Consider the following 24,934-nt stretch of genomic DNA (forward strand, 5'->3'; position numbering starts at 1 on the left):
GGGGGGAAAGAGAAACGCAGGGTGGTCTTGCCGGGAGGAGGGGGGGGGGGGGGGGGGGGTCCGGGCCCAAAACCCCCCCCGCGGTCGTATACGGGCTCCCCGACCTGACTCCACACGCCCGCCGCGCCGCCCTCAGCCGCCGAGCCGCTCCAGCAGGGCGCGGCGCCAGCGTTCGGTCTCGGCGATCTGGTTGAAGGTGAACAGGTGCAGGCCCGCCACGCCCGCCGAGGGCGCGGTCAGCGCCTCCTGGGCGCGCGAGAGCAGCTTCTCGGGCGAGTAGCCGCCGGGCGCGGCGAAGCGCAGGAACCAGGACGGGTGCCTGGTCAGGAAGCGCGTCGACTCCCCCACCCCGATCTTCGTGGCCATGGCCAGCAGCTTCGCCCGCTGGACGGGACCCGCGACGCCCACATGGAGGGGCAGGGAGACGCCGCGGCGCCGTATCCGGGCGATCCACTCCCCCAGCACCCGCGCATCGAAGCAGAGGTTGCCGACGATGTAGGTGGCGTGCGCGTGCTTGTCCCACATCGCCTGGATGGTGAGGTCGTCGTGGATGAGCGGATGGCTCTCGGGATAGCCGGTGATGCCCACGCGGGCGAAGGGCGAGCCCAGCTCGCCCAGCCGGCGCAGCACCGGCAGCGCGCCGTCGTAGGGCCCGGCCGGCGGGTCCGCGTCGCCCGCGGGGACGAAGACGTCGTCCACGCCCGCCGCGGACAGCCGCTCCACCACTTCCTTCAGGTGCACGTCGTCGCGCAGCAGCCGGGCGGGCAGGTGCGGGACGACGCGGTAGCCGTGCGCGGCCAGCCGGCCGGTGAGGTCGAGGGTGGGGTCCAGTCCCTTCACCGGCGACGCCGTGACGGTGATCACGACGTCGCGCGGGACATGGGCGAGGACCTTCTCCTCGATCGCCGCGGCAGGCAGCACCTCGTAGCGGACGCTGTCCAGCAGCGCGATGGGTCCTGCGGCGCCCAAGGTCTCACCCCACCTGGTCGTGGGCGTCGCGGTGGCGGTAGTACGCGGCCTTGGAGGCGGGCAGCGGCTCCTTGCCCAGGATCAGGTCCGCGGCCTTCTCGGCGACCATCATCACCGGGGCGTAGATGTTGCCGTTGGTGACGTACGGCATCACCGACGCGTCGACGACCCGCAGGCCCTCCACGCCGTGCACCCGCATGCTGCCGGGGTCGACGACGGACATCTCGTCGGTGCCCATCTTGCAGGTGCAGGAGGGGTGCAGCGCGGTCTCGCCGTCCTTGGCGACCCAGGCGAGGATCTCCTCGTCCGTCTCCACCGACGGGCCGGGCGAGATCTCGCCGTCGTTGTAGGGGGCCATCGCGGGCTGGTTGAGGAGCTTGCGGGCGACCCGGATGGCCTCCACCCACTCGCGGCGGTCCTGCTCGGTGGAGAGGTAGTTGAAGCGCAGCGCCGGGTGCTCGTTCGGGTCCTTGCTCTTGATCTTCACCGAGCCGATGGCGTCGGAGTACATGGGCCCGACGTGGACCTGGTAGCCGTGGCCGCCGGCCGGCACGGAGCCGTCGTAGCGGACCGCGATCGGCAGGAAGTGGAACATCAGGTTGGGGTAGTCGACGTCCTCGTTGCTGCGGGCGAAGCCGCCGGCCTCGAAGTGGTTGGTCGCCGCCGGGCCCTTGCGGAACAGCCACTGCAGGCCGATGAAGGGCGCCCGCCACTTCGCCAGGTACGGCTGCATGGAGACGGGCTGCTTGCAGCCGTACTGGATGTACACCTCGAGGTGGTCCTGCATGTTCTCGCCGACGCCCGGCAGGTCGTGCACGACGTCGATGCCGAGGGCGCGCAGCTCCTCGGCGTTGCCGACGCCGGAGAGCTGCAGCAGCTGCGGGGAGTTGATGGCGCCGCCGCAGAGGATGACCTCCTTGGCGCGGACCTGCTGGAGGGCGCCCTTGCCGCGCCGGAACTCCACCCCGACCGCCTTCTTGCCCTCGAAGAGGACGCGGGTGACGAGGGAGCGGGTCTTCACGGTGAGGTTGGGCCGCTTCATGGCGGGCTTGAGGTACGCCTTCGAGGCCGACAGCCGGCGCCCGCGGTGGACGTTGCGGTCGAACTGGGCGAAGCCCTCCTGCCGGTAGCCGTTGACGTCGCTGGTGGGCGCGTAGCCCGCCTCCTCGGTGGCCTTGAGGAAGGCGCCGAACAGCGGGTTGGTGGCCGGGCCGCGCTCCAGGACGAGGGGGCCGTCGTGGCCGCGGAACTCGTCGTCCGGGTCGGCCGCCAGGCAGTTCTCCATCCGCCGGAAGTACGGCAGGCAGTGCGCGTAGTCCCAGGCGTCCATGCCGGGGTCGGCGGCCCAGCGCTCGTAGTCCATGGGGTTGCCGCGCTGGAAGATCATGCCGTTGATGCTGCTGGAGCCGCCCAGGACCTTGCCGCGGGCGTGGTAGACGCGCCGGCCGCCCATGTGGGGCTCGGGCTCCGACTCGTACTTCCAGTCGTAGAACCGGCTGCCGATCGGGTAGGTCAGCGCCGCGGGCATGTGGATGAAGACGTCCCACGGATAGTCGGACCGGCCGGCCTCCAGGACCAGCACGCGGTGGGCAGGATCGGCGGAGAGTCGATTCGCCAGCGCACTGCCGGCCGAACCGCCGCCGACGATGACGAAGTCGTATTGCAGGGGAGCCATGGTGCCTCGTCTCGCTCGCGCCGTCGATGTGCGGAGCATGCTAGCGCCGGTAGCGCCATGCGCACCAGGTTGCGAACGACGCAACCTTGACGGCTCCCGCCGACCCAGCCGATCGCGGGACCGCTCACTCAGCGCAGGCTCCGGTCGCGTTGAGCCCGGTCTCCACGCAGCAGGGACGTCTCCAGCGCGAACCAGCTTCATCGATCGCCGCACAGCCCCGGCACCTGCGGATTGCCGGTCCCCGCATGTCAGCACAGCACGGGAACCCGAGGCCGACGACCCACTTGCAGGATCGAGGAAAACACAACCGGATGGCAGCAAAACGGCTGTCATTGCCGCGGGATGTGTATGCTGAAGCCGCCATCTTTGCATAGTGCCAATATCCGTTGACGAGACGAACTGCGGCAGGGAGGACCGCTCACCTGCGCGCCGATGCCCGGATGCCCCATGTCGCCCGGAGCGATCATTCGAACCACGCTGGAACTCGACCTTGCTTCGAGGAGTCCGGGAGGTGGTGATGTCCGACCGCGGGGACATGGCGCCCGCCGCCGCATCGCGCACATGCGACCGAAGTCGGCCTCCTACCAAGGACTTTGACACCGGTCTGGCCCCTGAGCGGGATCGATAGCCGTGCCGCCCATTTGTAAGCGTATGACCGATACGTTGCGATGCTCATGGCACCAAATAGTGGGTGCCGTTTACCTGGAGGCTTTACCGCATGCTGATCTCTCAGCGCCCGTCCCTGACCGAAGAGGTCGTGGAGGACTTCCGCTCACGGTTCGTGATCGAGCCGCTGGAGCCGGGCTTCGGCTACACCCTCGGCAACTCGCTCCGCCGCACGCTCCTCTCCTCGATTCCGGGTGCGGCGGTCACGTCCATCCGTATCGACGGTGTCCTTCACGAGTTCACCACTCTGCCAGGCGTGCGGGAGGACGTCACCGACCTGATCCTCAACATCAAGCAGCTGGTCGTCTCCTCGGAGCACGACGAGCCGGTCGTGATGTACCTGCGCAAGCAGGGCCCCGGGCAGGTCACCGCCGCGGACATCGCCCTGCGCGGCAGCGTCGAGGTGCACAACCCCGATCTGGTCCTCGCCAGGCTCAACGGCAAGGGCAAGCTGGAACTTGAGCTCACGGTCGAGCGCGGCCGCGGTTACGTCCCGGCCGTGTTGAACAAGCAGGCGGGCCAGGAGATCGGCCGGATCCCGGTCGACTCCATCTACAGCCCGGTGCTGAAGGTCACGTACAAGGTCGAGGCGACCCGTGTCGAGCAGCGCACCGACTTCGACAAGCTGATCGTCGACGTCGAGACCAAGCAGGCCATGCGTCCCCGTGACGCCATGGCGTCGGCCGGCAAGACCCTGGTGGAGCTGTTCGGCCTGGCTCGCGAACTGAACATCGACATCGAGGGCATCGACATGGGCCCGACTCCCACGGACGCCGCCCTGGCCGCCGACCTGGCCCTGCCGATCGAGGACCTCGAGCTCACGGTCCGCTCCTACAACTGCCTCAAGCGCGAGGGCATCCACTCCGTGGGTGAGCTCATCGCCCGCTCCGAGGCCGACCTGCTCGACATCCGCAACTTCGGTTCGAAGTCGATCGACGAGGTCAAGGTGAAGCTGGCCGGCCTGGGCCTGACGTTCAAGGACAGCCCGCCGGGATTCGGCCCGACAGCCGACTTCGCCGGCGCCACCCTGGGTTCGGACGACGATAGGGACGCGGACTTCCTCGAGACCGAGCAGTTCTGAGGAGCGGCCCGTTCGCATGACATGCGAACGCCGGGGCAGGCGACGTCTCGAAGGTTGCTGTCGGCGGGTCGGTGAAGATCGCCGTGCACTTGGCGCATGTGCACGCTGGAGGCAGACATGACGGTGCGGCCGTTGCGACTCACGCCTCGCTGGGCGGATGCCGACCTGCTGGTCGTCGAGGCGGAAGGGGTTTTCGACGCGGCTTCGGCACCCTTGCTGTGCGAGCCACTAGTTCGGTTTCTGCGTCTGGGGCACCGTCAGTTCGTGATCGACTTCCAGCGGGTGACACGCTTCGACGATGCCGGCATCCGACTTCTGGCGTCGGCGCGGCGCACGATCCGAGCCGGAGGCGGCATGCTGACACTGGTCGCAGGGCCGGATGCACGCAGCGCGTTCAAGACCGCGGACGCCGGCCGGTGGCCCTTTCTGTACGCCACCGTCGTCGAGGCATCGCGGGCATGCAAAGCCGCACAGGCAGACTGACATCGACTCCAACTGCCAGGCGGTCCGCGGCGATGGAGGTGACGGCCTGTGCGGCGCAGGTCAGCTCGACGGATTGCAGACACCTGGGGACCCCACGCCGTGGCACTGCACATTGCGGCCACAGACCAGTCCGTTGCCCGGCTCCGCGAACACGACCAAGCGTCGGCCTCGGACGATCATGTTCGCCGGCCTCGCCCATGGGCGGCCAGGGTCCGGGCTCGGTTTGTACAACAGGTCCGAAAGCCCTGCCTGTCAGAAGGGCCCGTGGGACCCCGGCGGGCTGAAGTCATCCTGCAGAGATCAGAAGGCCAATGTCCATCGGACGTGCGCGGTCAGTACCGACCTGCCATGTGCGTCAGCGGTCCGAATGCCATATGTCGACTCCTCCGCCTCGCCATTCGATGAGAGCCGTACCCCCCGCCTCCTCATGCTCGAGCAGGATGCCGATACGACGAACCACGGCGAGGACATCCGCGAGGCTGTGCGCAACGGCCACGCCCTGACCCCGAACCGACACCCGGCGGCCGCCGGTCAGCAAGGGTCCGTGCACGACCACAGGCGCCGTCCTTCCCCGTTCCCCTCCCGGCGGGCGCGGGCAGTCCCAAGGCCCCAACCCCGGGCCTGTAGACCTTCGCCGCGATATAGATGCGTCCGTCATGTACTGATGCTCTCCCCACACACTCGCTCAGCCTCGCGTGCACCTCTCTCAATTTTTGCACAGTGCAAAGTATATGGCTGCAGGCCGGTGGGCGGTGCGGGCCACACCCGGCGGAGGACAGGGCACGACCTGGACCAGCCTCGGGGATCCGCTGTGACGCACGGTGATATCGATCGAGCATCGCGCTCCGTCTGCGACGGCCTCCACCGGGGCGCGTCCTGGTGAACCGTCGGCTATCAGGGGAACGTCAGCCTCAGTCCTCCTGTCGGCTGCCGCGCCGGCCTGGACCGGTGATCCGCCGAGGGAGCAGGCGCCCGTAACGAACAGGGGCGTTGGGGCACGCGCAGCGAAAGACTCCTGGTGACAGGCGCGTGAGCAGCAGGCAGACGCGCTACCGTCCCCACGTTTTCAGCACCCAAAATTGATCGTTCGTCATGGGCATGCCGTGATAACGTCCCCGACGGCTCGCGATCTTCACACGGATTCCTCAGAATCCGGCCGTCTTGAAGCGCGGGCCCGGCAACTGGCTGCCCAGCTGTCTGATCAGGTCTTCGGCGGACCTTCGGTGCGCCGAACAGGGGGAGGGACATCTTGAAGCTCATCTCGCTACGCGCGAAGACCGCAGCAGGGGCGTTCGCCGTCACGGTGGCCGCTCTGCTGTCTACCGCCACGCCCGCCCAGGCGGGCACCTTCAACGTCAGTGACAACTGTGACGTTCCGTGGATCAGTTGCTCGTACGGTGATCTGTGGATGTTCTACAACTCGAAGGACATTGCCATCCAGGACGGCTACTACAAGTCGGCGTTCACGACGTTCTACGGCAACGTGTCCGACCACTACGGCACGAGCCAGTACCAGGGCTCGACGCTGTCGACCTACCGGTACGTGTTCGGCAACGGCGGCAACGGCAACGGCCAGTACACGAAGAACAACGCGGCATCCGTGCAGAACTGCGCTCCGGACGACAACTACCGCGTCTACTACAACTCCGGTTACGGCGGCACCTCGCAGTACTTCGCGGCGAACGGACCCTACGGAGACTGCAACATCACCAACCTGATCTCCGCACTCAAGAACAACAACGCGTCGTCCCACTTCGCCTGAGAAGGAGCCCCGTGAAGCACATCAAGCGGACCGCCGCCGCCGTTGCCCTGACGGCTTCAGTTCTCCTGGTCAGTGGCTGCTCCTCCAGCACGACTGCGGACACCTCGAAGAACGCCGCAGACGGCAAACCGATCGTGAACAAGGACAACTGGCCCAAGAAGATCCCCACCAGTGGCCTGACCAAGGACCTGACCCTTCCGCTGGAGGCATACATGACCTCCTACGCGGACCAGGTCACCGTCGACCAGACCACCAACGACCTTGAGCAGTCCTGCATGAAGGACTACGGCATCGATCTGACGCTGCCGCTGGCGGGCGCCAATCCGCCGCCCAGTGACAACGACGCCAACATCGAACGCCGTTACGGCATCACCGACCGGGCCGAGGCCGCGAAGTACGGCTATGAGCTTCCCCCGGCGCTGCAGCAGCACACTGAGCAGACGATACGTGATCTGTCCGGTGCCGAAGTTGAGGTTCTGACCGGGCACACCAAGCCCGAACTGCCCAACGCCGCCAAGGGAGTCAAGGCGGGAGGGCCGTTGGCGGCACCCGGCCAGGGCGCGAAGCCCGCTCGAGCGGAGTACAACGGCAAGAAGTTGAAGGCGGGGGGCTGCGTCGGCTGGTCCAAGGATCAACTCGGCGTGAAGGCAACCGACCCGACTTTCGTGGCGCAGCTCGCCGGGGACAGCCTGGTCCAGTCGATGAAGGACGACAAGGTCACCAAGGCCATCGCCGCTTGGTCTTCGTGCATGGACGGCAAGGGGCACAGGGAACTTGCCGATCCGTACAAGGCAATGGACCAGGGCGTCACGAACGATGGGCAACCGACACAGGAGTCCATCGCTCTGGCGGTCGACGACGTCGACTGCAAGACGCAGACGGATCTGGTGAAGATCTGGTTCGGTGTCGAGACGGCCATCCAGAACCAGCAGATCGCCGACAACAAGACCACGTTGACCGGCATCAAGGAGCAGCACGGCAAGGAACTCGCCGCCGCGCGCCAGCAGATGGCGGCGTCCGCACGGTGAGGAGTGACGCAGTGGTGCCCGGACCGACGGTCCGGGCACTGTCCCTGATGGCAGCCTGCCTGCTGGCCGCCGGATGTACGGACGGTTCCGCGGAACGAGCCACCGCGCCGCAGCGATCGGCGACTCCGAGCACGACACAGAACACTCCCTCAGTGAGTGCCTCGCCCGTGCCTGTGGTGCACTCCGAAGGCCGCACTCGTGTCCTGGAGTACGGAGACCTGACCGTACGCGCCACACCGGAAAGCAGCGGTGTGCGTACCGAGGTCGAGGTGGCCAACACCCACAAGCGGGATGCGACGTACTCGATCCAGATCAGCATCTCCGACGACAACGGCTGGACGGCGTACAACCGCTTCTGGCTTCAAGACGTCCCTCCAGGCAAGACCGGGCGGGACGATGCGCTGATCGGCTCCAAGGACATGGGTCCCGTTCCGCACGTACCCAAGATTTACGTCGATGAGTTCACTCCCATGATCGACCGGCAATAGAAGATCCCAAACGCCGAGAGACCCGGCAGTACGCCACAAGAACTTCGCCGTGCGCAACTGCGCCGAGGCCGGCAACTACCGCGCCCACCGCGCGACTCCACGCGCAGCACTCCCAGTAACTCGCCTGACCCGCACTCAAGGAGCCCATGGTGAGCAAGCGCCGGACCGCAGCCTCGGTGGCGGCCATCGCTGCGGCAGCCGTCATGACCGCGTGCAGCAACAGCACCAGCGCCCAGAACGCCTCGGCCGGCCGGCCCAACGTCGACAAGGCCAACTGGCCTGCGAAGGTCCCCCAGCATGGACTGGCCAAAAACCTGGCGCTTCCCCTGGAGAAGTACATGCTCTCCTACGACGACCAGGTCACCCTCGACCAGGCAACCACCCACCTGCAGCAGCAGTGCATGGCCGGATACGGCTTCCACGTAACCCTGCCAAGGCCCGGCGGGAATCCTCCGCCCAGCACCGATGACGCCAATATGGAACGCCGCTACGGCATCACTGACCCGAACGATGCCGCGCGGTACGGCTATGAGCTGGCACCGAAATTCCGGAGCCACACCAGCCAGAGCATCCCCGACCTCCCCGGTGTCCAAGTGGAGGTACTGACCGGGCACACCAAACCGGCCATCACCAAGCCCAAGAACGGCAAGGGCGGCTACTACATCGCTCCCAACAGCGTCAAGCCCGCACGAACCTCCTACAACGGCAAGGCCCTGAAGAAGGGCGGCTGTGTCGGCTGGAGCAAGGAACAGATCAAGCTCGACGACTCCGACGCGCTGTTCGTCTCCCAACTCGCGGGGAAGAGCCTGACCGATTCGCAGCAGGAGGCCGGCGTGAGGAAAACGCTCAAGGCCTGGTCGTCCTGCATGAACTCGAAGGGCCACAAGAATCTCGACGACCCGTACAAGGCAATGGCGCAGGGCGTGGCCGCCGGCCGCGGCGCGACGAGCCAGGGCAGCGTCGAGCTCGCCGTCGACGACGTGGCATGCAAGCAGCAGACCCATCTGGTGAAGATCTGGTTCGACGCCGAGAGCAAGATCGAGGACAAGCAGATAGCCGGGAACAGGCTCAAGCTGAGGGCAATCGCCGAACGCCACGGCAAGGCATTGTCCGCGGCACGTGCCCAGCGAGCGAAATGAGCCGAGCCCAGCGTCAGGGAGCCGCGGCGAACGACACCGCCCGACGGCACTGCACGTGGGGGCGTGGCTGGGACGGCGCGCGAACTCCGTTCTCGTGCGCGGCCCTTCTGTGACGACATCGGTCTGCTCGTCGCCGCTGGGTGGCCGCCCGCGTCCTTAGCAGCCGCAGCGCAACGGCGACCGGGCCGCCGTCCCCTCGATGCACGACGCCTCACATACGCCGGCCACATGACGGCCGAAGCGGAGCCTCCACGAACGGCGACAGACAGCCTGTGAATTTTCTGCCGGAGCGTCGGCGACGGCCATGGTCCGGCAGGGCCGGGGACGCCTTCACGGCATCCCTGACAAGCGGGTGCGCATCGTGTACCCCTGCACGATCCCAAAGCGCCAATTCATGCAACTTTGGGCGTATCTGACGGACCGAAAGGAGCCCAACCATGCGCATACAGCAGCGAAGACATGCGATGGCTGCCGCCTCGGCCATCGCGGTCGCCGCGATGACGTTCTCGATGGCCAGTACAGCGCAGGCTGCTGACACACAGCCGGCACAAAAGACCAGGCACGCCGCACAAGTCAAACGAAAGCATCCCCGAGCAGTCCCAACGGAAGACCGCGACAGCGTCCTCGGAAAAGACTGGAAGTCCTCCGACGATCGCGCGGTGACCACCGCCGCCGACAGCGACGGACTGCACCTCCTCGTCGCCAACGCGAAAACCGGCTACCAGTGGAAGACCGCCACTGTCCTGTCCGAACCACAGCTGCCGGCCGACACCTGGATCGGCAACAGCTGCCTGATGGACGACCACCACGCGGCGGTCGTGTACGCGCCCCGCGCCTTCACCAACAAGCCCGACCTGATGATGGGCGGCGCTCTGACGGCTGTGGTCGACCTCGACAGCGGCGACGTCACCAAGATGCCGTTCACGGCATCCCTCGCCTACTTCGACCCCACGTGCAACGCGCACACCCACAACGCAGCATTCACCGCCCTACGCGATGACAAGACACGCCTGATCACGGTCGACACACACGGCGACACCGTCGCGGACACCACCGCCAACGGTGAGATAACCTCCGCCGTCCCCGTCAAGGACGGCCTGATCGGCGCTGCCGGGAACCGCCTCGTCCACATCAGCCGCAAGGGCAAGCAGGCGACGCTCACCGCAACACAGCACGCCCCCTACGACATCACGGCAAGGCAAGACGGAACGGTCACTTACATCGACCGCACCGGTAACACTCAGGCGCGCGTGCAGACATTGGCGCAGGGCCGCAAGACTACCGTCGCCCACGGTGAAGTCACCGGAATGGGTCTCGCCCAGGACACCACCGGCAAGGTCTATCTTCTCGGCAAGGCCACTCGTGACGCGGCATTCGCGCACAGCGGCATCACCGAGAAGGCCATCCCCCACGACGCGCAGCTGTCCACCCGCGGCCGCCTCGCCGTCGACCCCGTCGTATCGACGGCCGTGCAGCGCGGCGTCGCCAACATCAAGGGCGTCGGGAAGGACCTCTCGCACACAGCGAAGGAGCCGTCCACCGAGCAAGGCGCCGGACAGGTCAGCCACCTCCTCGACATCACCGCCACCTCTACCGTCACCGGAAAGCGCACCACGCTCACGGCCGATGAGCCGCATGCCACAGCGGGTAACACCGCCTCGCCAGCTCTGACCGGTGGCAGCCGGCCGCAGATGTCCGCGATGAGCCTGGTGACCACGGACGCCGACGATCCCCGCGCGCACAACCCTGTCGACACCGACGCCTGGTGCTCCGTGCCCCGTAACGACGTCAACACCCAGGCCCTCCAGCCCACCCCGAACCAGGTGGAATGGGCCGTCGACATGGCCGTGCGCGGAAACCTGACCTCCGGCTACATCACCCAGGGCGGTTGGCGCACCCAGACGGGACTGACCACCATCAACCCGCAAGGCACCTGGCCGGCCCCCAAGCTCAACGGCGGCGGACGCATACCCGCACAGGTCGAACTCGGCATCCTCGCCCAGGAATCCAATCTGTGGCAGGCCGAATCCGGTGCCATCCCCGGCCAGATGGGCAGCCCGCTTGCCTCCGTCGACGGCTACTACGGCCACCAGACCGGCGGCAGCCTCGCGGACTACTGGACCATCAACTGGGACAAGTCCGACTGCGGTTATGGCGTGGGCCAGGTCACCGACGGCATGCGCAAAGCCGGATACGAGAAGGACGGCGAAACCTCTCTCGACCCCAAACTCCAGCGTGCCATCGCCCTCGATTACACGATGAACATCGCCTCCTCGCTCTACATCCTCGCGGACAAGTGGAACGAGGTCCACGAAACCGGCCAGACCATCTCCGTCAACAACGACGACCCTGCCAAGCCGGAGAACTGGTTCACCGCCGTCTGGAACTACAACCTCGGCTTCAACCCCAAGTCCAAGGAAGCCGAGAACGGAAACTGGGGACTCGGCTGGTACAACAACCCGGCCAATCCCGTCTACCCGGCCGACCGGGACCCGTTCATGGACATGGACGCCGACCCGACCAACTGGCCCTGGGACGCCGCCCACCCGCAGTACTGGCCGTATGAGGAGAAGGTCATGGGATGGGCCGCCTGGTCCATCGACACCGGCCACTCCTACGCGACATCCGGCCGCCAGGACTGGCCCCACGAATCCGGCTACAGTTCCGCGGGCTTCTACCCGGCCTGGTGGAACAGCACGACGGCGCGGACCGCGATCAAGCCGCCACTCGACACGTTCTGCAACACGGCCAACAACTGCGACGCCGCCAACCCGCCCGACTGCCCGGACGCCGGTTGCTACACCCAGTACTGGTGGAATGCCGCCAATGCCACTTGGAAGGACGACTGCTCTTCCACCTGCGGCAACGAGAAGATCAAATACGTGTCGCTGATCAACGAGCCAGGCCGCGGCTACCGCTTGCAGTACGGCACACCCCAGTGCGGCACCGGGGACCTTCCGGATGGAGCGAAGATCGTCGAATCCGTTCCCGCAGGCACACCCACCTGGAGCGACTGCGGCACAACAAAATCCGACGGCTCCTTCCAATTCACCTTCTACCCCGACCCCAACGCCACCGGACCCGGCCTCGGACAGTACGACGCCAAAGCCGACCTGCACCAGATCGGCGGCGGTTACCAGGGCCACTTCTGGTACGCACACACCCGAGATCAAGCTCACCTCGGCGGCGACGGCGGACGCATGACCGTCCAAGGCGACTGGAAGCTCCCCAACGCCGTCCCTGAGGAACAAGTGGCCATCTACGTCCACATCCCCGACACCGGAGCCCAGACCACCAAAGCCTTCTACGAAATCCCCACCGCCCTCGGCACGGCCAAGGTCGCGGTCGACCAGGACGAAAACGAAAGCAACACCTGGGTCTACCTCGGCGCTTTCCGCTTCAACGACAAAGCGCCCGAAGTCAAACTTACGAACACCAACTACACGGGATCCGGCGACGACGACATTGCCTGGGATGCCATGGCATTCATCCCCGGCGACTACGGCATCCCGAAGGACTACGCCGTCGACCTCGCCCTGCCGGCATACGACAGCAGCAGCCCCAACCCCAACCAGGCCCTCCAGGATCCAACCGACAAGGCCACAGCAGCGCTGAAGAAGGACGCGAGCAATCCCGGTCCCGACGGCTCGCTCGCGACCAGCGTCTCATCCCACGGATTCGCCACCTGGTGCGACGACGGGAAGATCATCGCTCGTTCCACACGCACCATCGCCTGCGAAAACCGGGCCATGCCCTACTACTACATCACCGGCCGAGGTGACAGCGGAACGATCATGTTCCAGATCCAGCGCGTACTGGAGCTGGACGGAACGAACTCCTTCACTGAACACCTCAGCATCGCGCCGGTCTCCGTCCCTCTCGACATCGCCGACGTCATGCTCGCCATCAACAAGCATCTGTGCGACACGGGCTGCACACCGAATGAACCGGGGAACAGCGCCTGGAACGGGGCACCCAACTGGACGCCGGGTGACACCCACGAGGCAACCCTCACCACCACCTACACCTGGGACAACTCCACCGCCGACAAGGAATTCCTCTTCCATCCGGACGTCCAGATCGACGGAGATCTCTACCCGTCCGACAGCAGCATTGCCCCGACCCACACCGGCTACCAGTGGTCCAAGAGCGAGGTCCGCAAGACCGACCTCGACGAGATCCGCTGCGACACCAAAATCACTGCGGCCGGAGGATGCGTCTTTCACAACTACGCGCCCACCTACACGTTCAACGCAGCCAAGTACCCGCAGGCCGCGGCCCACGCCTGGCTCATCCAACACGGCACGCTGAAGAGTCCCGGGCTGGAAAGCGAGAACACGCCCCTGTACTACCTGCCGGGCGGACGCAACGGAGCGAACCGTGCCGTCGTCTGCGACGTGGACGGATGGGCTCGGACCAACTACGACCCGGCGGCAATGAACAGCAGCACCGACGATCCGAACTGCGACGAGTTCACCTTCAACGCCTCCTACAACAGCGGAGGACAACCAGCCGCCCTTGACGGACTCAACCCCGTCTCAACCGGCGCCGAGTGCATGCAGACGTACGCACAGATGGACAACGGAACCATCCATCTCAGGAATCTTCCCGGAACCATGCCGAGTTTCCGGGAAGTATGCGGTAGGTCTTCCATATCAGGCGTCCAGAACAGCGGATCCATGGCAGCCTTCTCCGCGGGATTCGCCAAGAAGATGCGACTCATGGACAGGGACGCCTATTGGCTCAACACAGCGATCAAGGGTAACTGCTCCACAGGAACGGGAACCTTTATGCACTGCACCATGACCACGAACTAGAATCCAGAAACTCAGCAAGGGCGGCTGGTCTACCAGCCGCCCTTCGCGTGTCACATGAAGGGATCCAGCAGTAGCGCTACAGGAAGATCGCCCGACTCGACTGCCGCTCTGGGAATCCTCAGACCCGTGTGCTCGCCAACTGACCTCCACACGGCGGCATGAAGCCGAGCAGAACTCTGCTCCACGAAAGCACGCCACGCCTCGTCAGAAGAGAACTCATCCCGGTCCGGCCAAAGAGCGCCATTGTCCCGCAATCGACTGTTCAGCATGCGAGTCCCACTGGACTCACCATCCGAAGCAGGGCCCGTCAGGCTGTGTCGGAACTCTGCCCGTGCAAGGCCGCCCTCCCCGGCTGCATAGAACAACCACGACGGCTGCACCGCAACATTCGCATACAAGCACACGAACTCCTCACCGTCGTGCGGGTTCACAGCGCTGTTGCCGTCAGCCCAGTGCTGATACCAGGCGCACACCCCGGAATCCTCCAGGATGTAGGACCACTCACCGGAAGTACCGTAGACGCAGGGCGTCCACGGGTCATCGATGGACAGAGGATCAAAGTCACGGTAGTGCGCACGGACGCCGATCTGGGCATCCCCAGCACCCATGCGCCGCAGGAGGTCCTCCACCGGAAGGCCACGCACAGCGGTCAGCGACACTCCACCACGCATACCGGGACCACGCATCGGCGCCTCGAAGCAGTGGCCGCCAAGCCACTCGATGCTGTCACTCATGTCAGCTCCTGTCCGGATGTCACGTCGGCGATGACGGCATTGCGCCCGGCTGCCAAGAGCCAAGGCGCCTGGGGAAACCCCAGACCGCAGGCTGCCGACTCCTCGCGCCGTGAACATTGTTGCAACCGAGACTTGTTCGGTTGCCAAGGCCTCGAAGAGAACCCGACATTCACCTCATCAAGCATATGAAGGTAAGTTTCGGCCGGCCGAGAGCCGCCCCCGCCGCCGCACCGGCCTCAATGCGTACCGGTGCCGCGCGCCCAGGTCTCGCCCGAGGGGCGCAATGAATGGGGATATGGACATGAGCAGGGGCGTCGGCCCGAGGTGGTCGATGATTCGGTCCGCCGCCGACTTCGAGACCCCGAAGAGCGGGGCGAGTTGCGCATCGTCAAGTTCGTTCGCCAGTAAGCCGCGATCAGCAGGGCTCGGCCCTCCAACGGAAGACTCCACGGCCGGCCCCTGCGCCGTGTCGTGCGGCGCACCCGCGCGGAGGCGGCTGCCGGCGCGCAACATGAGCAACAGGCGCCCGATCCCCCGGCTGCCCGCGCCCACCCGTTCGCCCGCCGTCCCCTGCCCTTCTTTGTGTCCTTGGGGCGAGCGTAGGGGTGTGCAGAGGGGGATGTCCGGCTGGCCACCGCGCTGGAACATGCTTGGTGACCTGCAGGTCTACCGCGGTCGGTACGTCGGTGCTCGAAACGCTGTGGGCGGGGTTGTCGGCGTGGTCGGGGGCGGTGTTGTCGCATCGTGTCCGTGGTCGGGTTGTGGTGGTCGATGGTTTGGTCGGGGCCGACTGCTGCGATGGACGCAAAGCGCGGCGCCGGACAGGCCGACGCCCGCCGTTCACGAGAGGCGGCCGCGACGATGACCAACGTAGATACCGGCGGTGGTGACCGGTTGGCGCTGGCGGTGCTGACGCAGTACCGGATGGCCACCACCGAGCAGATGCACCGGCTGATCGCCCCGGGCGTGCGCAGCGAGCAGACCCGGCGGCGGTTGGCCAAACTGCGCGAGGAGGGGCTGATCGATCGCATCACCCTGCCCCGGGCCGGACGACTGCGCGTGTGGTTTCCCACCTCCTACGGCGTGCAAGTTGCCTCCGAGTGGCCGGAGTTACGGGGTCGGCGGCCGCCGAAGACGGTGTCCGACCCCACGGCGGCGCGGCTGCGGGTCGGACACCAGTTGACGGTGACCGAGACCGCGCTGCTGTTCCTGGAGGAGGCACGCCGCCGCGGCGAGTTGTGCCGACCGTTGGACTGGCTGCCCGAGGTCTACCACCCCATCGGTGGCGGTGAGGCCGTCATCCCCGACGCGCTGCTGTACTACCGGCACGGGCCCGCCGAAGGGGGCGGGGCGATGGCGCGGGCCTTCGTCGAGGTCGACCGGGCCACCATGGGTCCCGAACGCCTGGCCGCCAAGCTCATCTCCTACGCCCGCCTCTACCACTACATCCCGACCGTGCCAGGGCGCCGCAGTCGGACCATGGGCCAACCACCCGTGCGGGAGGAATGGCGCAAGCACTATCCGCTCTTCCCCCGCCTGCTGTTCGTCCTGGACGGCACCGGGCCCGCCGGCGTGAGCACCCGGATGCGCGCTCTTCACGGGATCACGGCCGACCTGGCACTGACCGTCTTTCTGCGCGATGTCCCCGTGATGGCCGCGTCGCTGGCTGACCTGCGCAGCGATGGCCCATCGGCGGCCGTGTGGCGGCCGATCCGAGACCTCAACGACAGAGTCGTCTGGAACCAGCTCCGGGCTACGTAGAAGGTCCAATTGCACGGCCGCTGCGCATCGCCCACGGATTCAGAGGACACCTGCGCAGCCGGCGACGGCCCGACCACGACCCCGACCATGGGCTCAACCACAGCCCCGACCAGGGCGCTGCGCAAGCAGCTGTGCACCGGACGGGCAGCAGGTGCGCGGCGTTCGGGTAGCGCTGCACTGCAGCCCGCCTATCAGGCGTGGTGGGGTCCGTGGTCGCCCCAGCCAAGGCGCCCACCCCGTCCGTGCGCGTCTGGCATGTGACCCGCGTGGGTGGCCATTGCGCATCCTTGAGTGGGCGGTGCGCAATCACTACGCGACGGGCCAGGGCTCTGCGCAATCGGACGCCATACGGTCTCTGCGCAGCATGACCGGGCCGGTGCAAGGAAACTACTCAAGCCCGCCAAAGCATTGCGCAGAGTCGGGATCGGCGTTCTCCGGTCGGTTCGGTTGCGTGGTTCCTCGTGCTGGTCCCGTTCTGCCACGCGAGGCGGCGTTCGTCATGGCGGTACACCCCTCGCATTGGGACACGCGCCGGAGGAGGCCTGGGCCGTCGCCTTCGGCGTGCATGGGGTATCGAAGATGCTTGGCGGCCGGGACGAAGCTCCGCTCGTCCCAGCTGGGGCCGCACTCGATGACCTCAAAGTGGCCGCACCACCTGCCTGACGTTGCTTACGGATCACTCGTCGCACACCTCCTCGACTTCCTCGAGGAGGGCGATCAAGGGTGCACTTTCGCAGTCACTCTCGGTCCGCCGTCATGATGGCAACGCACTCCTCCAATGCTGCATGCAACGCCGGTACGAGTACGGCAAGTTCGGCGTCCGACGACTTGCCACCCTCAAGCACCGCACTGACCACGGCCACCAGGGCCGTGGCAGCCTCGATGGCACGCGCGTCAGCCAGTCCCTCAAGGAAGCCTCCGGGCTGCGCGACTACGAACGCTTCCTTGCCGGTCAGGGGATCGATGCCCACGCTACGGAGACGACTCGCCCTCATGTCGCGACCTCCGACAGCCCCAGGGCGCGGTGCGCCCAAACGAGAGGTAGCCCGTAAGCGAAGCAGACGCACGCCAGGTATGGCCCCGCGTGATGTGCCGCAGTGGCTCTGAGAACCGAGGCAGCTGGAGCGGAAGCACGGAACAGAGACGTCTCGGCGGCGCGGCGGATAACGCGAGCAGGCAGGAATGCGCTCGGGATTACGGCTAGCGGGCTACGCACGGCTCGGCTCCTACTCAGTCGTCTCTGGCCCCGGTGCGGACTTGGCCGCGTCCCATCGGGGCCGGTCGTATGTAGGGCTCACCGTACCGCGGATAACCGTAGATAACCACGGATGCACAGAATGCCGTGGTCACCCACGCTGCACTCATGGAGCTTGATCGCACGCGCCCCCTCTGGCGACAGATCGCCACGGAGATCATCCGCCGCATCAAGACCGGCACATATCCGCCGGGCAGTCGCGTGCCTTCCACTCTGGAGATCGCCCAGGAGTTCGGCGTGGTGAACGCAACGGCGGCGAAGGCCATGCGGCACGTGCGGGAGCAGGGCTGGACGCGGGGCGAAGTCGGGCTGGGAACCTTCGTAGCCGACCCGCTGCCGCCTTCCTCTGAAACCTCATAGCCTGCCGCTTGACCGAGATCGCGCCGTCATGGTCATCGACTGTGCCCGACCGGAGACCGGCCTTGAGGGAGCGCTGCCGCATGTGATCACTGGGTGTGGAGGTTAAGGCCCCAGGTCTTGCTGTTGTGGCGGAACAACACGACTGAGCACGACGGCGATGACGTCCGTATGCACATGTGACCCAGGTATCGGCGGGCCGCGGAGACGCTACGTGACACGACAGCTGAACGACGACAGGCACATGATCCGCTCGTTCCTGGTGGTGGTCGCCGTCCTTGCCGGTGCCCTTCTCCAGGGTGCCCCTCCCGCGTCCGCACACGCGGTGCTGACCGGCAGCAACCCGCGTGAGGGAACGGTACTGAAGACCGCGCCGAAGCAGGTCACCGTGACCTTCGACGAGTCGGTCGCGCTCGTCGAGGACTCCCTGCGCGTACTCGATCCCGACAACCGTCCGGTGGCGGAAGGCGATCCGCGCCATGCGGGCGGCCGTGGGAACACCGCCGGCGTGCGGTTGTCGAGCGGGTTGAGGCAGGGCACGTACACCGTGTCCTGGCGGGTGGTGTCGGCCGACAGCCATGCCGTGTCCGGCGCCTTCACCTTCTCCGTGGGCAAGCCGTCCGCGACCCGGGCCACCGCCGCTCCCCCACCGGCCGTGGAGCCCGCGGTCGGCGCGTTGTACGGCGTCGGCCGCTACGCCGCCTACGCCGGGCTTGCGCTGCTGATCGGGCTTGCCGTGTTCGTGCGGGCCTGCTGGCGCTCGGCCACGGCCGCCCTCGTGGTGCGTCGACCGTTTCTGATCGGTTGGTGGACGCTGTTCGTGTCCACGGTCGTGCTGGTCCTGCTGCGTGGCCCCTACGACAGCGGTGGAGACCTGGGCGGTGTGATCGACCCTGGCTCGCTGCTGCGGACGGTCGAGAGCCGGCCCGGACTCGCCTTGCTGGCCCGCCTGTTGCTGCTTGCGGTCATCGCCGCCATGGCACGGAACCGGCGGCCGGAGCAGATGCCAGGCCGGCGCGGCCTCGCGGTCGACGGGGTGCTTGTTCTCGGTCTGGCCGCCACCTGGGCTGCGGCCGAGCATGCCTCCGTCGGCATCCAGGTGCCCGTGGCGGTGGCTTCCTCCATGCTGCACCTGCTGGCCATGGCGATGTGGCTGGGGGGCCTGGCCGCACTGCTGCTCACCCTGTACCGGGCGCCCGTCGAAGATCCGTTGCCGCCCATGGCGGTGACCCGCTTCTCGCGTATCGCGCTGACCTCGGTGGCCGTCCTGACCGCCACCGGCGTCTACCAGTCCTGGCGCGGGCTCGGCTCGTTGGACGCGTTCTCCACCACATACGGCAGAGTCCTCGTGTTCAAGATCTGGGCCGTGCTGGTGATGCTGGCGGCGGCCTCGTACTCCCGGCGCTGGACGGCCCGCCTGCTGCGTGCTCCGGCAGAGGAGCGGGTACTGGTGACCGCCGGCCACGGCGGGAGCCCGCCCGCCACGGTCACGGACCAGAACGGCGGGGACGGATCCGGGCCCGAGGCCGCGCGGCGTGGTCTGCGCCGGTCCGTGCTGGCCGAGGTGACGGTCGGTGTGCTGGTCCTCGTCCTGACGACGGCGCTGACCGGCACCGAGACGGGCCGAGCTGCCGAGACGGCGTCAGCCACCTCGGTGGCCGGACAACCCGAGGTCTCCCTGACCCTGATCCCCTACGACACCGGCAAGAACACCCTGTCCGGACGCGGCAAGGTGCAGGTCACCCTGGAACCGGGCCGGGTCGGCCGGAACGTGGTGGAGGCGATCGTCTACGGCGCCGACGACAGTCCCGTCACCATCCCCGAACTGCGTCTGACCTTCACCCTCGCCGACCAGCGGGTCGGCCCGCTGGACGCCAAGCTCGTCGACGAACGCGGCTACTGGGGCAGCGACACCCTCAATCTCCCGATCGCCGGGACCTGGACGATCAAGGCCACGGTCCGGGTGTCCGACATCGATCAGGTCACCGTGGAGAAGACGGTGACGGTGAACCGATGACCTACCGGGACCGCCGGACGCGCGTGGCCCGATACCGCCACGTGAACCCGGCAACCCGGTCCGTCGGGCCTTCAACGAAGCCCCCAACCGTAACCCCCGGAGCTCGACCCACATCGACCTTGGCATAATGCAAAGATGAAAGGATCAGCCACGCGTCACCGCACCGTTCTGACGGCGCTCCTGTTCGCGGCATTCACCGTCCTGGCTGCGGGCTGTGCCGGCGCCGACCATCCCGGCGCTCCCGCGAGTGGTACGTCCGGTACCGGAAGGCCGGGCGTCACCTCGTCCCTCGGTCGCCTCAGCGTGCACATAGCCGACGTCGATCTGACGATCACGGACGCCGTCGCGCACCTCGATCAGTCCGGCGACGGCACGCTCACCATGTCGGTGCACAACGGCCAGGCGGTGCCCGAGCACCTGGGCATGGTGGCGACGCCGGACAAGGGGAGGGGCATTCTGGAGGGCGGGAAGTCGGACGAGGGCAACGGCTCACTGTCCACCGCGGGGATCCTGCTGCTGTCCGGGACCACGGTCACCTTCCGGGGCGACGGGCCGCGCGTGGAACTGCATCACGTGCGCGGCATCACCGCCCGGCACACACTCCCGCTGTCCCTCCAGTTCGGGGTGGCCGGGCTGGTCCACCTCCAGGTGCGGGTCACCCCGTCCTGACGCCCTGTCACGGGCGGGTGTCAACGTCCCGGGCCCGCCGCCGCGGCACCGGGGAAGGCCGCGTCGAGGGCTCGGGAGCGGTCGGCATAGCAGGTGATGCGCGTGACGAGTCCGTCGGTGACGTCGAAGACGTGGTACCCCACCGTCTGCGGGTCGGCCGGAGGCACGGTGCCGTGGATCCGGAGGCCGAGGACCACCGCCGCCGGATAGGTGAAGGTCTCCTCTATCCCCACCCACAGCCCGAGAGCGTGCAGGCGGGCGCACCGGCTCAGGAGATGGGAGCGGGTGTGAAAGCCGATGCCGCTTCCGTCGGACGGGTACCAGCACACGTAGGGGTGCAGGACGTCGGCGAGCGACCGGCAGTCGGCAGCATCCAGGGCTTCGCGCAGCCGAGCGGTCACGGACGCGCAGCCAGGCCGGAAAGGTGGCGCCATGCAGGTCTCCCAAAGGTGCGAAGTGCCGATGTCGAGCCGGTCCGGCGGAGACGTCACAGCGTCGCGCCCGGACTGAGCTCAACTAAGTTGGAACCGTGGCCAGTTGTCGCAGCGCAGGCCGCTGCTTCCCGGCCAGTGAGGTGCCCGCAAGACGGTTTGCGCCCGGCAGGCCGGCGAAGCGCAGGGCGGCGCGGCGCACCCGCAGCCGCCGCGCCGATTCGGGCACGAACCAGCGTGCCGTTCTGCGTGCGGCTCGCTGTCTTTCCTTGATGACCGGCCGCCACAGGCGTTCGTAGCCATGCAGCGCGTCCTCGACGCGTCGCGTACCGGCGAGCTGGTCGGCCAGGACGTAGGCGCCTGCGATCGCCAGAGAGGCGCCCTGTCCCGAGAGAAGAGAAACGGCCTGGCAGGCGTCGCCGACCAGGACAACCCGCCCTCGACTCCAGGACGGCAGATCGGTCTGAGCGACCTGGTCGTAGTAGACCCGTGACGACGGCGGGCAGCCGGCCAGAGCGCGGGGCACCAGCCAGCCGAGTGAGCCGTACTCGCGGTACAGGGCGGTTCGTGCGTCCTCGGGACGCCGGGGATCGGCACTGCGGTGGACGGTGAAGGCCGCGACCCTGCCGTCACGGAGCCCGTAGAGCCCCATCTGCCGCTCGGCGGTGTCGGTGAGGCAGAACCTGTCGCCCAGTTCCGCGTGCACGTGAGGGTCGTCGAAGGTGAACGCCGCGGTGTGGTAACCGAGATAGCGCACACACCGCTGCTCCTCGCCGAAGACCATGGAGCGCACGGCGGAGTGCAGGCCATCGGCTCCGACGAGGAGGTCGGCGTCGAGAACCGTGCCGTCGGTGAGGGTGACGCGGATGCCGTAGAGACTTGGGTCGATGCGTGCCGGTCCCACGCCGAAGCGCAGGCCGACGGCGAAGGACAGCCGCTCCCGCAGGGCGAGTTCGAGGTCCGGCCGCATGATGCTCAGCAGGCGCCCGTCCAGCAGACGGGCGAAGCGGTCGTAGCCGAGCCGGGCACGGCACCGGCCCTGATCGTCGAGGAAGGCCGCCTCGGAGACCGCGTAACTGAGCTCTTCCAGCCAGGGCAGCACGCCCATGGCCTCGGCGGCGTCGTAGCCCGGGCCGAAGAAGTCGATCATGTAGCCCTCGGTGCGGGGCCGTGGCGCCTTCTCCAGGACCACCACGTCCCAGCCGAGCACGTTGTGCAGGCGGCCAGCCAGTGCGAGTCCGGCGATACCCGCTCCGCAGATCACTGCCCTCATCGCTGCACATCACCTCTTCCCCTCCACTGCATTCATCCTCTCCACTACTTTTGCACAATGCAAACCAAGGTCAAGAAGGCGCTGGAGTCGCCCGAGCCGACCGCCGCAATCTTGATGGGTCCCTAACGCCTCGATGACGGCTTCCTGACGTAGCGTCGATTGCGGTGTGCCGGGAAGTCGGGTCGGCGAAGTGTTCCCATGAGTCGTCCGTACCACCTGCGATGAGTGGTCCGTACGGGCATCAAGGAAGGGTCTTCGTGTGACCTCGTCGAAGTCGGCTGCCGCCGTCGCGGCCACGTCCCCCCTCGGCGTGCGCGGCCGTATGCCGCGCCGTTCCGTCCTCTTCTTCGCGTTCGCCTTCGCGGTCATCGCCGATCCGGTCTCCTCGGTGGCGTATGCGATCGAGGCGGCGCTACGGGCCCTGCACGGCGACCTCGCGCTGCTGCTGCCGACGATGGGCCTGGTGATCGGGCTCGTGGTGGTCGTCACCGCGAACTACTGGCAGCTCGTGCGGCGCTTCCCCAAGGGGGGCGGCGCGGCGGCCGCGGCCGGGCGGGCCTTCGGCGCGCGCTGGACCTTCCTGCCCATCGGGGCTCTGGTGGTCGACTTCGTGCTGACCATCGGCATCTCCATCGCCGCGGCGGCCAGCGCGGTCATCGCCCTGTGCCCCGGACTGGCCGCGTGGCGGATCCCGCTCGCGCTGGGACTTCTCCTGGTGGTCGCCGGGCTGACCTGGTTCGGACACGGCGGACGGTTGCTGTTCGCGGTCATGACCGTGGCCTTCGTCGTGATCTCCGTGGCTGTCCTCGTCCTGGGGTTCACCTCCCCTCACACCACCGGCCATGCCGCTGCCACGACCGACCCGGGGCACTCGGCGGTGCTCGCAGTGGTGCTGGCCTTCCCGGTCGCCATGGCGCTGGCCACGGGCGTCGAGGCGCCCTCCACCGCGATCGCCCAGCTCGGCCAGCTCGACGACGTCCACCGACGCCGCTTCGGCCGCGGCACGCTCGCGCTGCTGCTGGTCATCGTCGGCGGTCTGACCCTGGCCCTGACCGCGCTCGCAACCCGTCTCCACGTCGGCATCCCCGGAACCGACTCCACGCAGATCGCCGACATCGCTCATGCCGCCGCCGGGCCCGGCTGGCTCTACGGCGCCTTCCAGCTGACCAGCTCACTCCTGCTGCTCGCCGCGGCCAGTTCGTCCTTCCAGGCCGGACCAGGACTGCTCAAGGCACTCTCAGGTACGGCGGAGCGGCCCGGCGTGTTGCCCCCGGTGCTCGGACGGACCAACAGGCACCACACCCCGTACTGGTCGGTCGTGGTGTACCTGGCGGCCGCCGCGCTGATCATCATTGCCGCGGCGGGCCAGGAGCAGGAGCTGGTCCTGTTCTACGCGGTCGCGGTTTTCGTGAGCTTCCTGGTCGGCCTGCTCGCCATGGCGCGCTTCGCCACCCGGCAGAACAAGACGGCGCTGGCCTGGGTCAACGGCCTGGCCGCGGCAGCCGTCGCCTTCACCCTCGCGGTGAACCTCCTGCGCGGCTGGCCCATGCTGTCTCTGGCCGCGACCCTGCTCATCGCGGCCAGTCTCTACCTGCGGTGGACCCGGGCCGGACGCCCCACGGGCATCGAGGACGTCGAGGCACGCGCCGAAGGGGGCTGACGCCCGCGCACGGTTCAGGTCATGCCGGCGCGGACCACGAGGACCGGGCAGCCGGCGTGCTGCACGCAGTGCTGGCTGACCGAGCCGAGGAGCATCCCGGTGAAGGCACCGTGCCCGTGGCTGCCGACCACCAGAAGGTCGGCGCTGCGGGCCGCCTCGGTCAGCACCGCCGCTGGATGGCCTTCGGCGACCTGAGCGTCGACGGGGACACCGGGAGACTCCCCCAGCGTCTCCTCGAGGGTGCGCAGGAGGCTCTCCCGGGCCTCCTTCGCGAAGTCCACGTCCGAGTAGTCCGCCGGCATGCCGTACGTGACCGGAAGTCGCCACGCCTGGACGGCGCGCAGTTCCGCACCGGTCAGTTCGGCCTGGTGGGCCGCCCAGCGCAGCGCCGCCCGGCTCGGCTCCGACCCGTCGACACCCACCACGATCAGCGGCAGGACCGCCTTGCTGGTCACCGTCCACCTCCCTGACTTGCGCCTCAGCTCACCGTCTCACGGACGCACTCACACACCCAGGGGCCCTTGGGCCCTGCCCGCCGGAGTACGGCCCGGCGACCCGCCCCCTTGACGCGCTTTGCATAATGCAAAGGTAGTGGTAGCGGAATCGACGAGTGCCATACCGGCAGCAATGGACGGGAAGCAAGTGCCGAGCAGCGAAACAAGCGGATTC

19 protein-coding genes and 1 pseudogene are annotated in these 24,934 nt (G+C 67.4%); 12 read left to right on the plus strand and 8 right to left on the minus strand.

The genetic code is table 11. The features are described 5' to 3' along the window. Nucleotides 1-132 precede the first annotated feature (132 nt). On the minus strand, nucleotides 133-969 hold the full coding sequence (locus tag ACFU97_RS38245) for a 5,10-methylenetetrahydrofolate reductase (protein ID WP_384265776.1): 837 nt from the start codon (nucleotides 967-969) through the stop codon (nucleotides 133-135). Nucleotides 970-973: 4 nt separating this feature from the next. Next, entirely contained in the window at nucleotides 974-2,644 is a 1,671-nt protein-coding gene (gene betA, locus ACFU97_RS38250) for a choline dehydrogenase (RefSeq protein WP_384265778.1), read from the minus strand. Between the two features lie 718 nt (nucleotides 2,645-3,362). Between betA and ACFU97_RS38255 the strand changes: the two genes are divergently transcribed. From ACFU97_RS38255 to ACFU97_RS38285, 7 genes are all read left to right on the plus strand, one after another. Next, nucleotides 3,363-4,391 (plus strand): DNA-directed RNA polymerase subunit alpha, encoded by a 1,029-nt coding sequence (locus ACFU97_RS38255; protein ID WP_384265781.1) that lies wholly within the window; start codon nucleotides 3,363-3,365, stop codon nucleotides 4,389-4,391. A 96-nt stretch (nucleotides 4,392-4,487) separates the two neighbouring features. Next, nucleotides 4,488-4,874 (plus strand): STAS domain-containing protein, encoded by a 387-nt coding sequence (locus ACFU97_RS38260; protein WP_384265783.1) that lies wholly within the window; start codon nucleotides 4,488-4,490, stop codon nucleotides 4,872-4,874. Between the two features lie 1,249 nt (nucleotides 4,875-6,123). Next, entirely contained in the window at nucleotides 6,124-6,636 is a 513-nt protein-coding gene (locus tag ACFU97_RS38265) for a hypothetical protein (RefSeq protein WP_384265786.1), read from the plus strand. Between the two features lie 11 nt (nucleotides 6,637-6,647). Further along, nucleotides 6,648-7,664, plus strand: a complete 1,017-nt coding sequence (locus ACFU97_RS38270; RefSeq protein ID WP_384265788.1) for a hypothetical protein — start codon at nucleotides 6,648-6,650, stop codon at nucleotides 7,662-7,664. A 152-nt stretch (nucleotides 7,665-7,816) separates the two neighbouring features. Continuing rightward, the gene (locus ACFU97_RS38275) at nucleotides 7,817-8,152 is read left to right on the plus strand and encodes a hypothetical protein (protein WP_384265791.1); all 336 of its coding nucleotides are present in this window, start codon (nucleotides 7,817-7,819) and stop codon (nucleotides 8,150-8,152) included. A gap of 146 nt (nucleotides 8,153-8,298) precedes the next feature. Next, the gene (locus tag ACFU97_RS38280) at nucleotides 8,299-9,291 is read left to right on the plus strand and encodes a hypothetical protein (protein WP_384265793.1); all 993 of its coding nucleotides are present in this window, start codon (nucleotides 8,299-8,301) and stop codon (nucleotides 9,289-9,291) included. Between the two features lie 437 nt (nucleotides 9,292-9,728). Beyond that, nucleotides 9,729-14,108 carry a Tat pathway signal protein gene (locus tag ACFU97_RS38285; RefSeq protein ID WP_384265795.1) on the plus strand — a complete coding sequence of 1,460 codons (4,380 nt, stop codon included), beginning with the start codon at nucleotides 9,729-9,731 and terminating at the stop codon, nucleotides 14,106-14,108. 50 nt (nucleotides 14,109-14,158) lie between these two features. Here the strand turns inward: ACFU97_RS38285 and ACFU97_RS38290 are convergent, their stop codons facing one another. Both ACFU97_RS38290 and ACFU97_RS38295 read right to left on the minus strand, forming a co-directional pair. After that, the gene (locus tag ACFU97_RS38290) at nucleotides 14,159-14,842 is read right to left on the minus strand and encodes a hypothetical protein (RefSeq protein WP_384265798.1); all 684 of its coding nucleotides are present in this window, start codon (nucleotides 14,840-14,842) and stop codon (nucleotides 14,159-14,161) included. A gap of 315 nt (nucleotides 14,843-15,157) precedes the next feature. Continuing rightward, nucleotides 15,158-15,355, minus strand: a pseudogene (locus tag ACFU97_RS38295) (transposase family protein); the annotation flags it as partial. A gap of 348 nt (nucleotides 15,356-15,703) precedes the next feature. Between ACFU97_RS38295 and ACFU97_RS38300 the strand changes: the two are divergent. Continuing rightward, nucleotides 15,704-16,603, plus strand: coding sequence for a replication-relaxation family protein (locus ACFU97_RS38300; RefSeq protein ID WP_384265801.1), 900 nt, complete (start codon nucleotides 15,704-15,706; stop codon nucleotides 16,601-16,603). 737 nt (nucleotides 16,604-17,340) lie between these two features. Here the strand turns inward: ACFU97_RS38300 and ACFU97_RS38305 are convergent. Then, nucleotides 17,341-17,574, minus strand: a complete 234-nt coding sequence (locus tag ACFU97_RS38305) for a hypothetical protein (protein WP_384265803.1) — start codon at nucleotides 17,572-17,574, stop codon at nucleotides 17,341-17,343. Between the two features lie 392 nt (nucleotides 17,575-17,966). Here ACFU97_RS38305 and ACFU97_RS38310 point away from each other — a divergent pair, with 392 nt between their 5' ends. From ACFU97_RS38310 to ACFU97_RS38320, 3 genes are all read left to right on the plus strand, one after another. Next, nucleotides 17,967-18,218, plus strand: coding sequence for a GntR family transcriptional regulator (locus ACFU97_RS38310; RefSeq protein WP_384265805.1), 252 nt, complete (start codon nucleotides 17,967-17,969; stop codon nucleotides 18,216-18,218). Nucleotides 18,219-18,459: 241 nt separating this feature from the next. Next, nucleotides 18,460-20,232, plus strand: a complete 1,773-nt coding sequence (locus ACFU97_RS38315) for a copper resistance CopC/CopD family protein (protein ID WP_384265863.1) — start codon at nucleotides 18,460-18,462, stop codon at nucleotides 20,230-20,232. A 135-nt stretch (nucleotides 20,233-20,367) separates the two neighbouring features. Continuing rightward, the gene (locus tag ACFU97_RS38320; RefSeq protein WP_384265807.1) at nucleotides 20,368-20,901 is read left to right on the plus strand and encodes a hypothetical protein; all 534 of its coding nucleotides are present in this window, start codon (nucleotides 20,368-20,370) and stop codon (nucleotides 20,899-20,901) included. A 20-nt stretch (nucleotides 20,902-20,921) separates the two neighbouring features. On the opposite strand, the gene ACFU97_RS38325 is transcribed toward ACFU97_RS38320, so the two are convergent. Then, entirely contained in the window at nucleotides 20,922-21,335 is a 414-nt protein-coding gene (locus ACFU97_RS38325; protein WP_384265810.1) for a hypothetical protein, read from the minus strand. Between the two features lie 82 nt (nucleotides 21,336-21,417). After that, a complete protein-coding gene (locus ACFU97_RS38330; RefSeq protein WP_384265813.1) occupies nucleotides 21,418-22,605 on the minus strand; it encodes an FAD-dependent monooxygenase in 1,188 nt (395 codons plus the stop codon). A 259-nt stretch (nucleotides 22,606-22,864) separates the two neighbouring features. Between ACFU97_RS38330 and ACFU97_RS38335 the strand changes: the two genes are divergently transcribed. Further along, entirely contained in the window at nucleotides 22,865-24,265 is a 1,401-nt protein-coding gene (locus ACFU97_RS38335; RefSeq protein WP_384265816.1) for an amino acid permease, read from the plus strand. A gap of 14 nt (nucleotides 24,266-24,279) precedes the next feature. Here ACFU97_RS38335 and ACFU97_RS38340 read toward each other — a convergent pair whose 3' ends face one another. After that, entirely contained in the window at nucleotides 24,280-24,720 is a 441-nt protein-coding gene (locus tag ACFU97_RS38340; protein ID WP_384265818.1) for a universal stress protein, read from the minus strand. Nucleotides 24,721-24,934 lie beyond the last annotated feature (214 nt).

This window comes from Streptomyces sp. NPDC057616, from assembly GCF_042800575.1.
In the GTDB taxonomy this organism is placed as follows: Bacteria; Actinomycetota; Actinomycetes; order Streptomycetales; family Streptomycetaceae; genus Streptomyces.

Coding starts and splice junctions, on each gene's coding strand:
- betA (WP_384265778.1), bottom strand. CDS start 2,644: ATGGCTCCCCTGCAATACGACTTCGTCATCGTCGGCGGCGGTTCGGCC.
- ACFU97_RS38255 (WP_384265781.1), top strand. CDS start 3,363: ATGCTGATCTCTCAGCGCCCGTCCCTGACCGAAGAGGTCGTGGAGGAC.
- ACFU97_RS38260 (WP_384265783.1), top strand. CDS start 4,488: ATGTGCACGCTGGAGGCAGACATGACGGTGCGGCCGTTGCGACTCACG.
- ACFU97_RS38280 (WP_384265793.1), top strand. CDS start 8,299: ATGGTGAGCAAGCGCCGGACCGCAGCCTCGGTGGCGGCCATCGCTGCG.
- ACFU97_RS38285 (WP_384265795.1), top strand. CDS start 9,729: ATGCGCATACAGCAGCGAAGACATGCGATGGCTGCCGCCTCGGCCATC.
- ACFU97_RS38290 (WP_384265798.1), bottom strand. CDS start 14,842: ATGAGTGACAGCATCGAGTGGCTTGGCGGCCACTGCTTCGAGGCGCCG.
- ACFU97_RS38300 (WP_384265801.1), top strand. CDS start 15,704: ATGACCAACGTAGATACCGGCGGTGGTGACCGGTTGGCGCTGGCGGTG.
- ACFU97_RS38310 (WP_384265805.1), top strand. CDS start 17,967: ATGGAGCTTGATCGCACGCGCCCCCTCTGGCGACAGATCGCCACGGAG.
- ACFU97_RS38315 (WP_384265863.1), top strand. CDS start 18,460: ATGATCCGCTCGTTCCTGGTGGTGGTCGCCGTCCTTGCCGGTGCCCTT.
- ACFU97_RS38320 (WP_384265807.1), top strand. CDS start 20,368: ATGAAAGGATCAGCCACGCGTCACCGCACCGTTCTGACGGCGCTCCTG.
- ACFU97_RS38325 (WP_384265810.1), bottom strand. CDS start 21,335: ATGGCGCCACCTTTCCGGCCTGGCTGCGCGTCCGTGACCGCTCGGCTG.
- ACFU97_RS38330 (WP_384265813.1), bottom strand. CDS start 22,605: ATGAGGGCAGTGATCTGCGGAGCGGGTATCGCCGGACTCGCACTGGCT.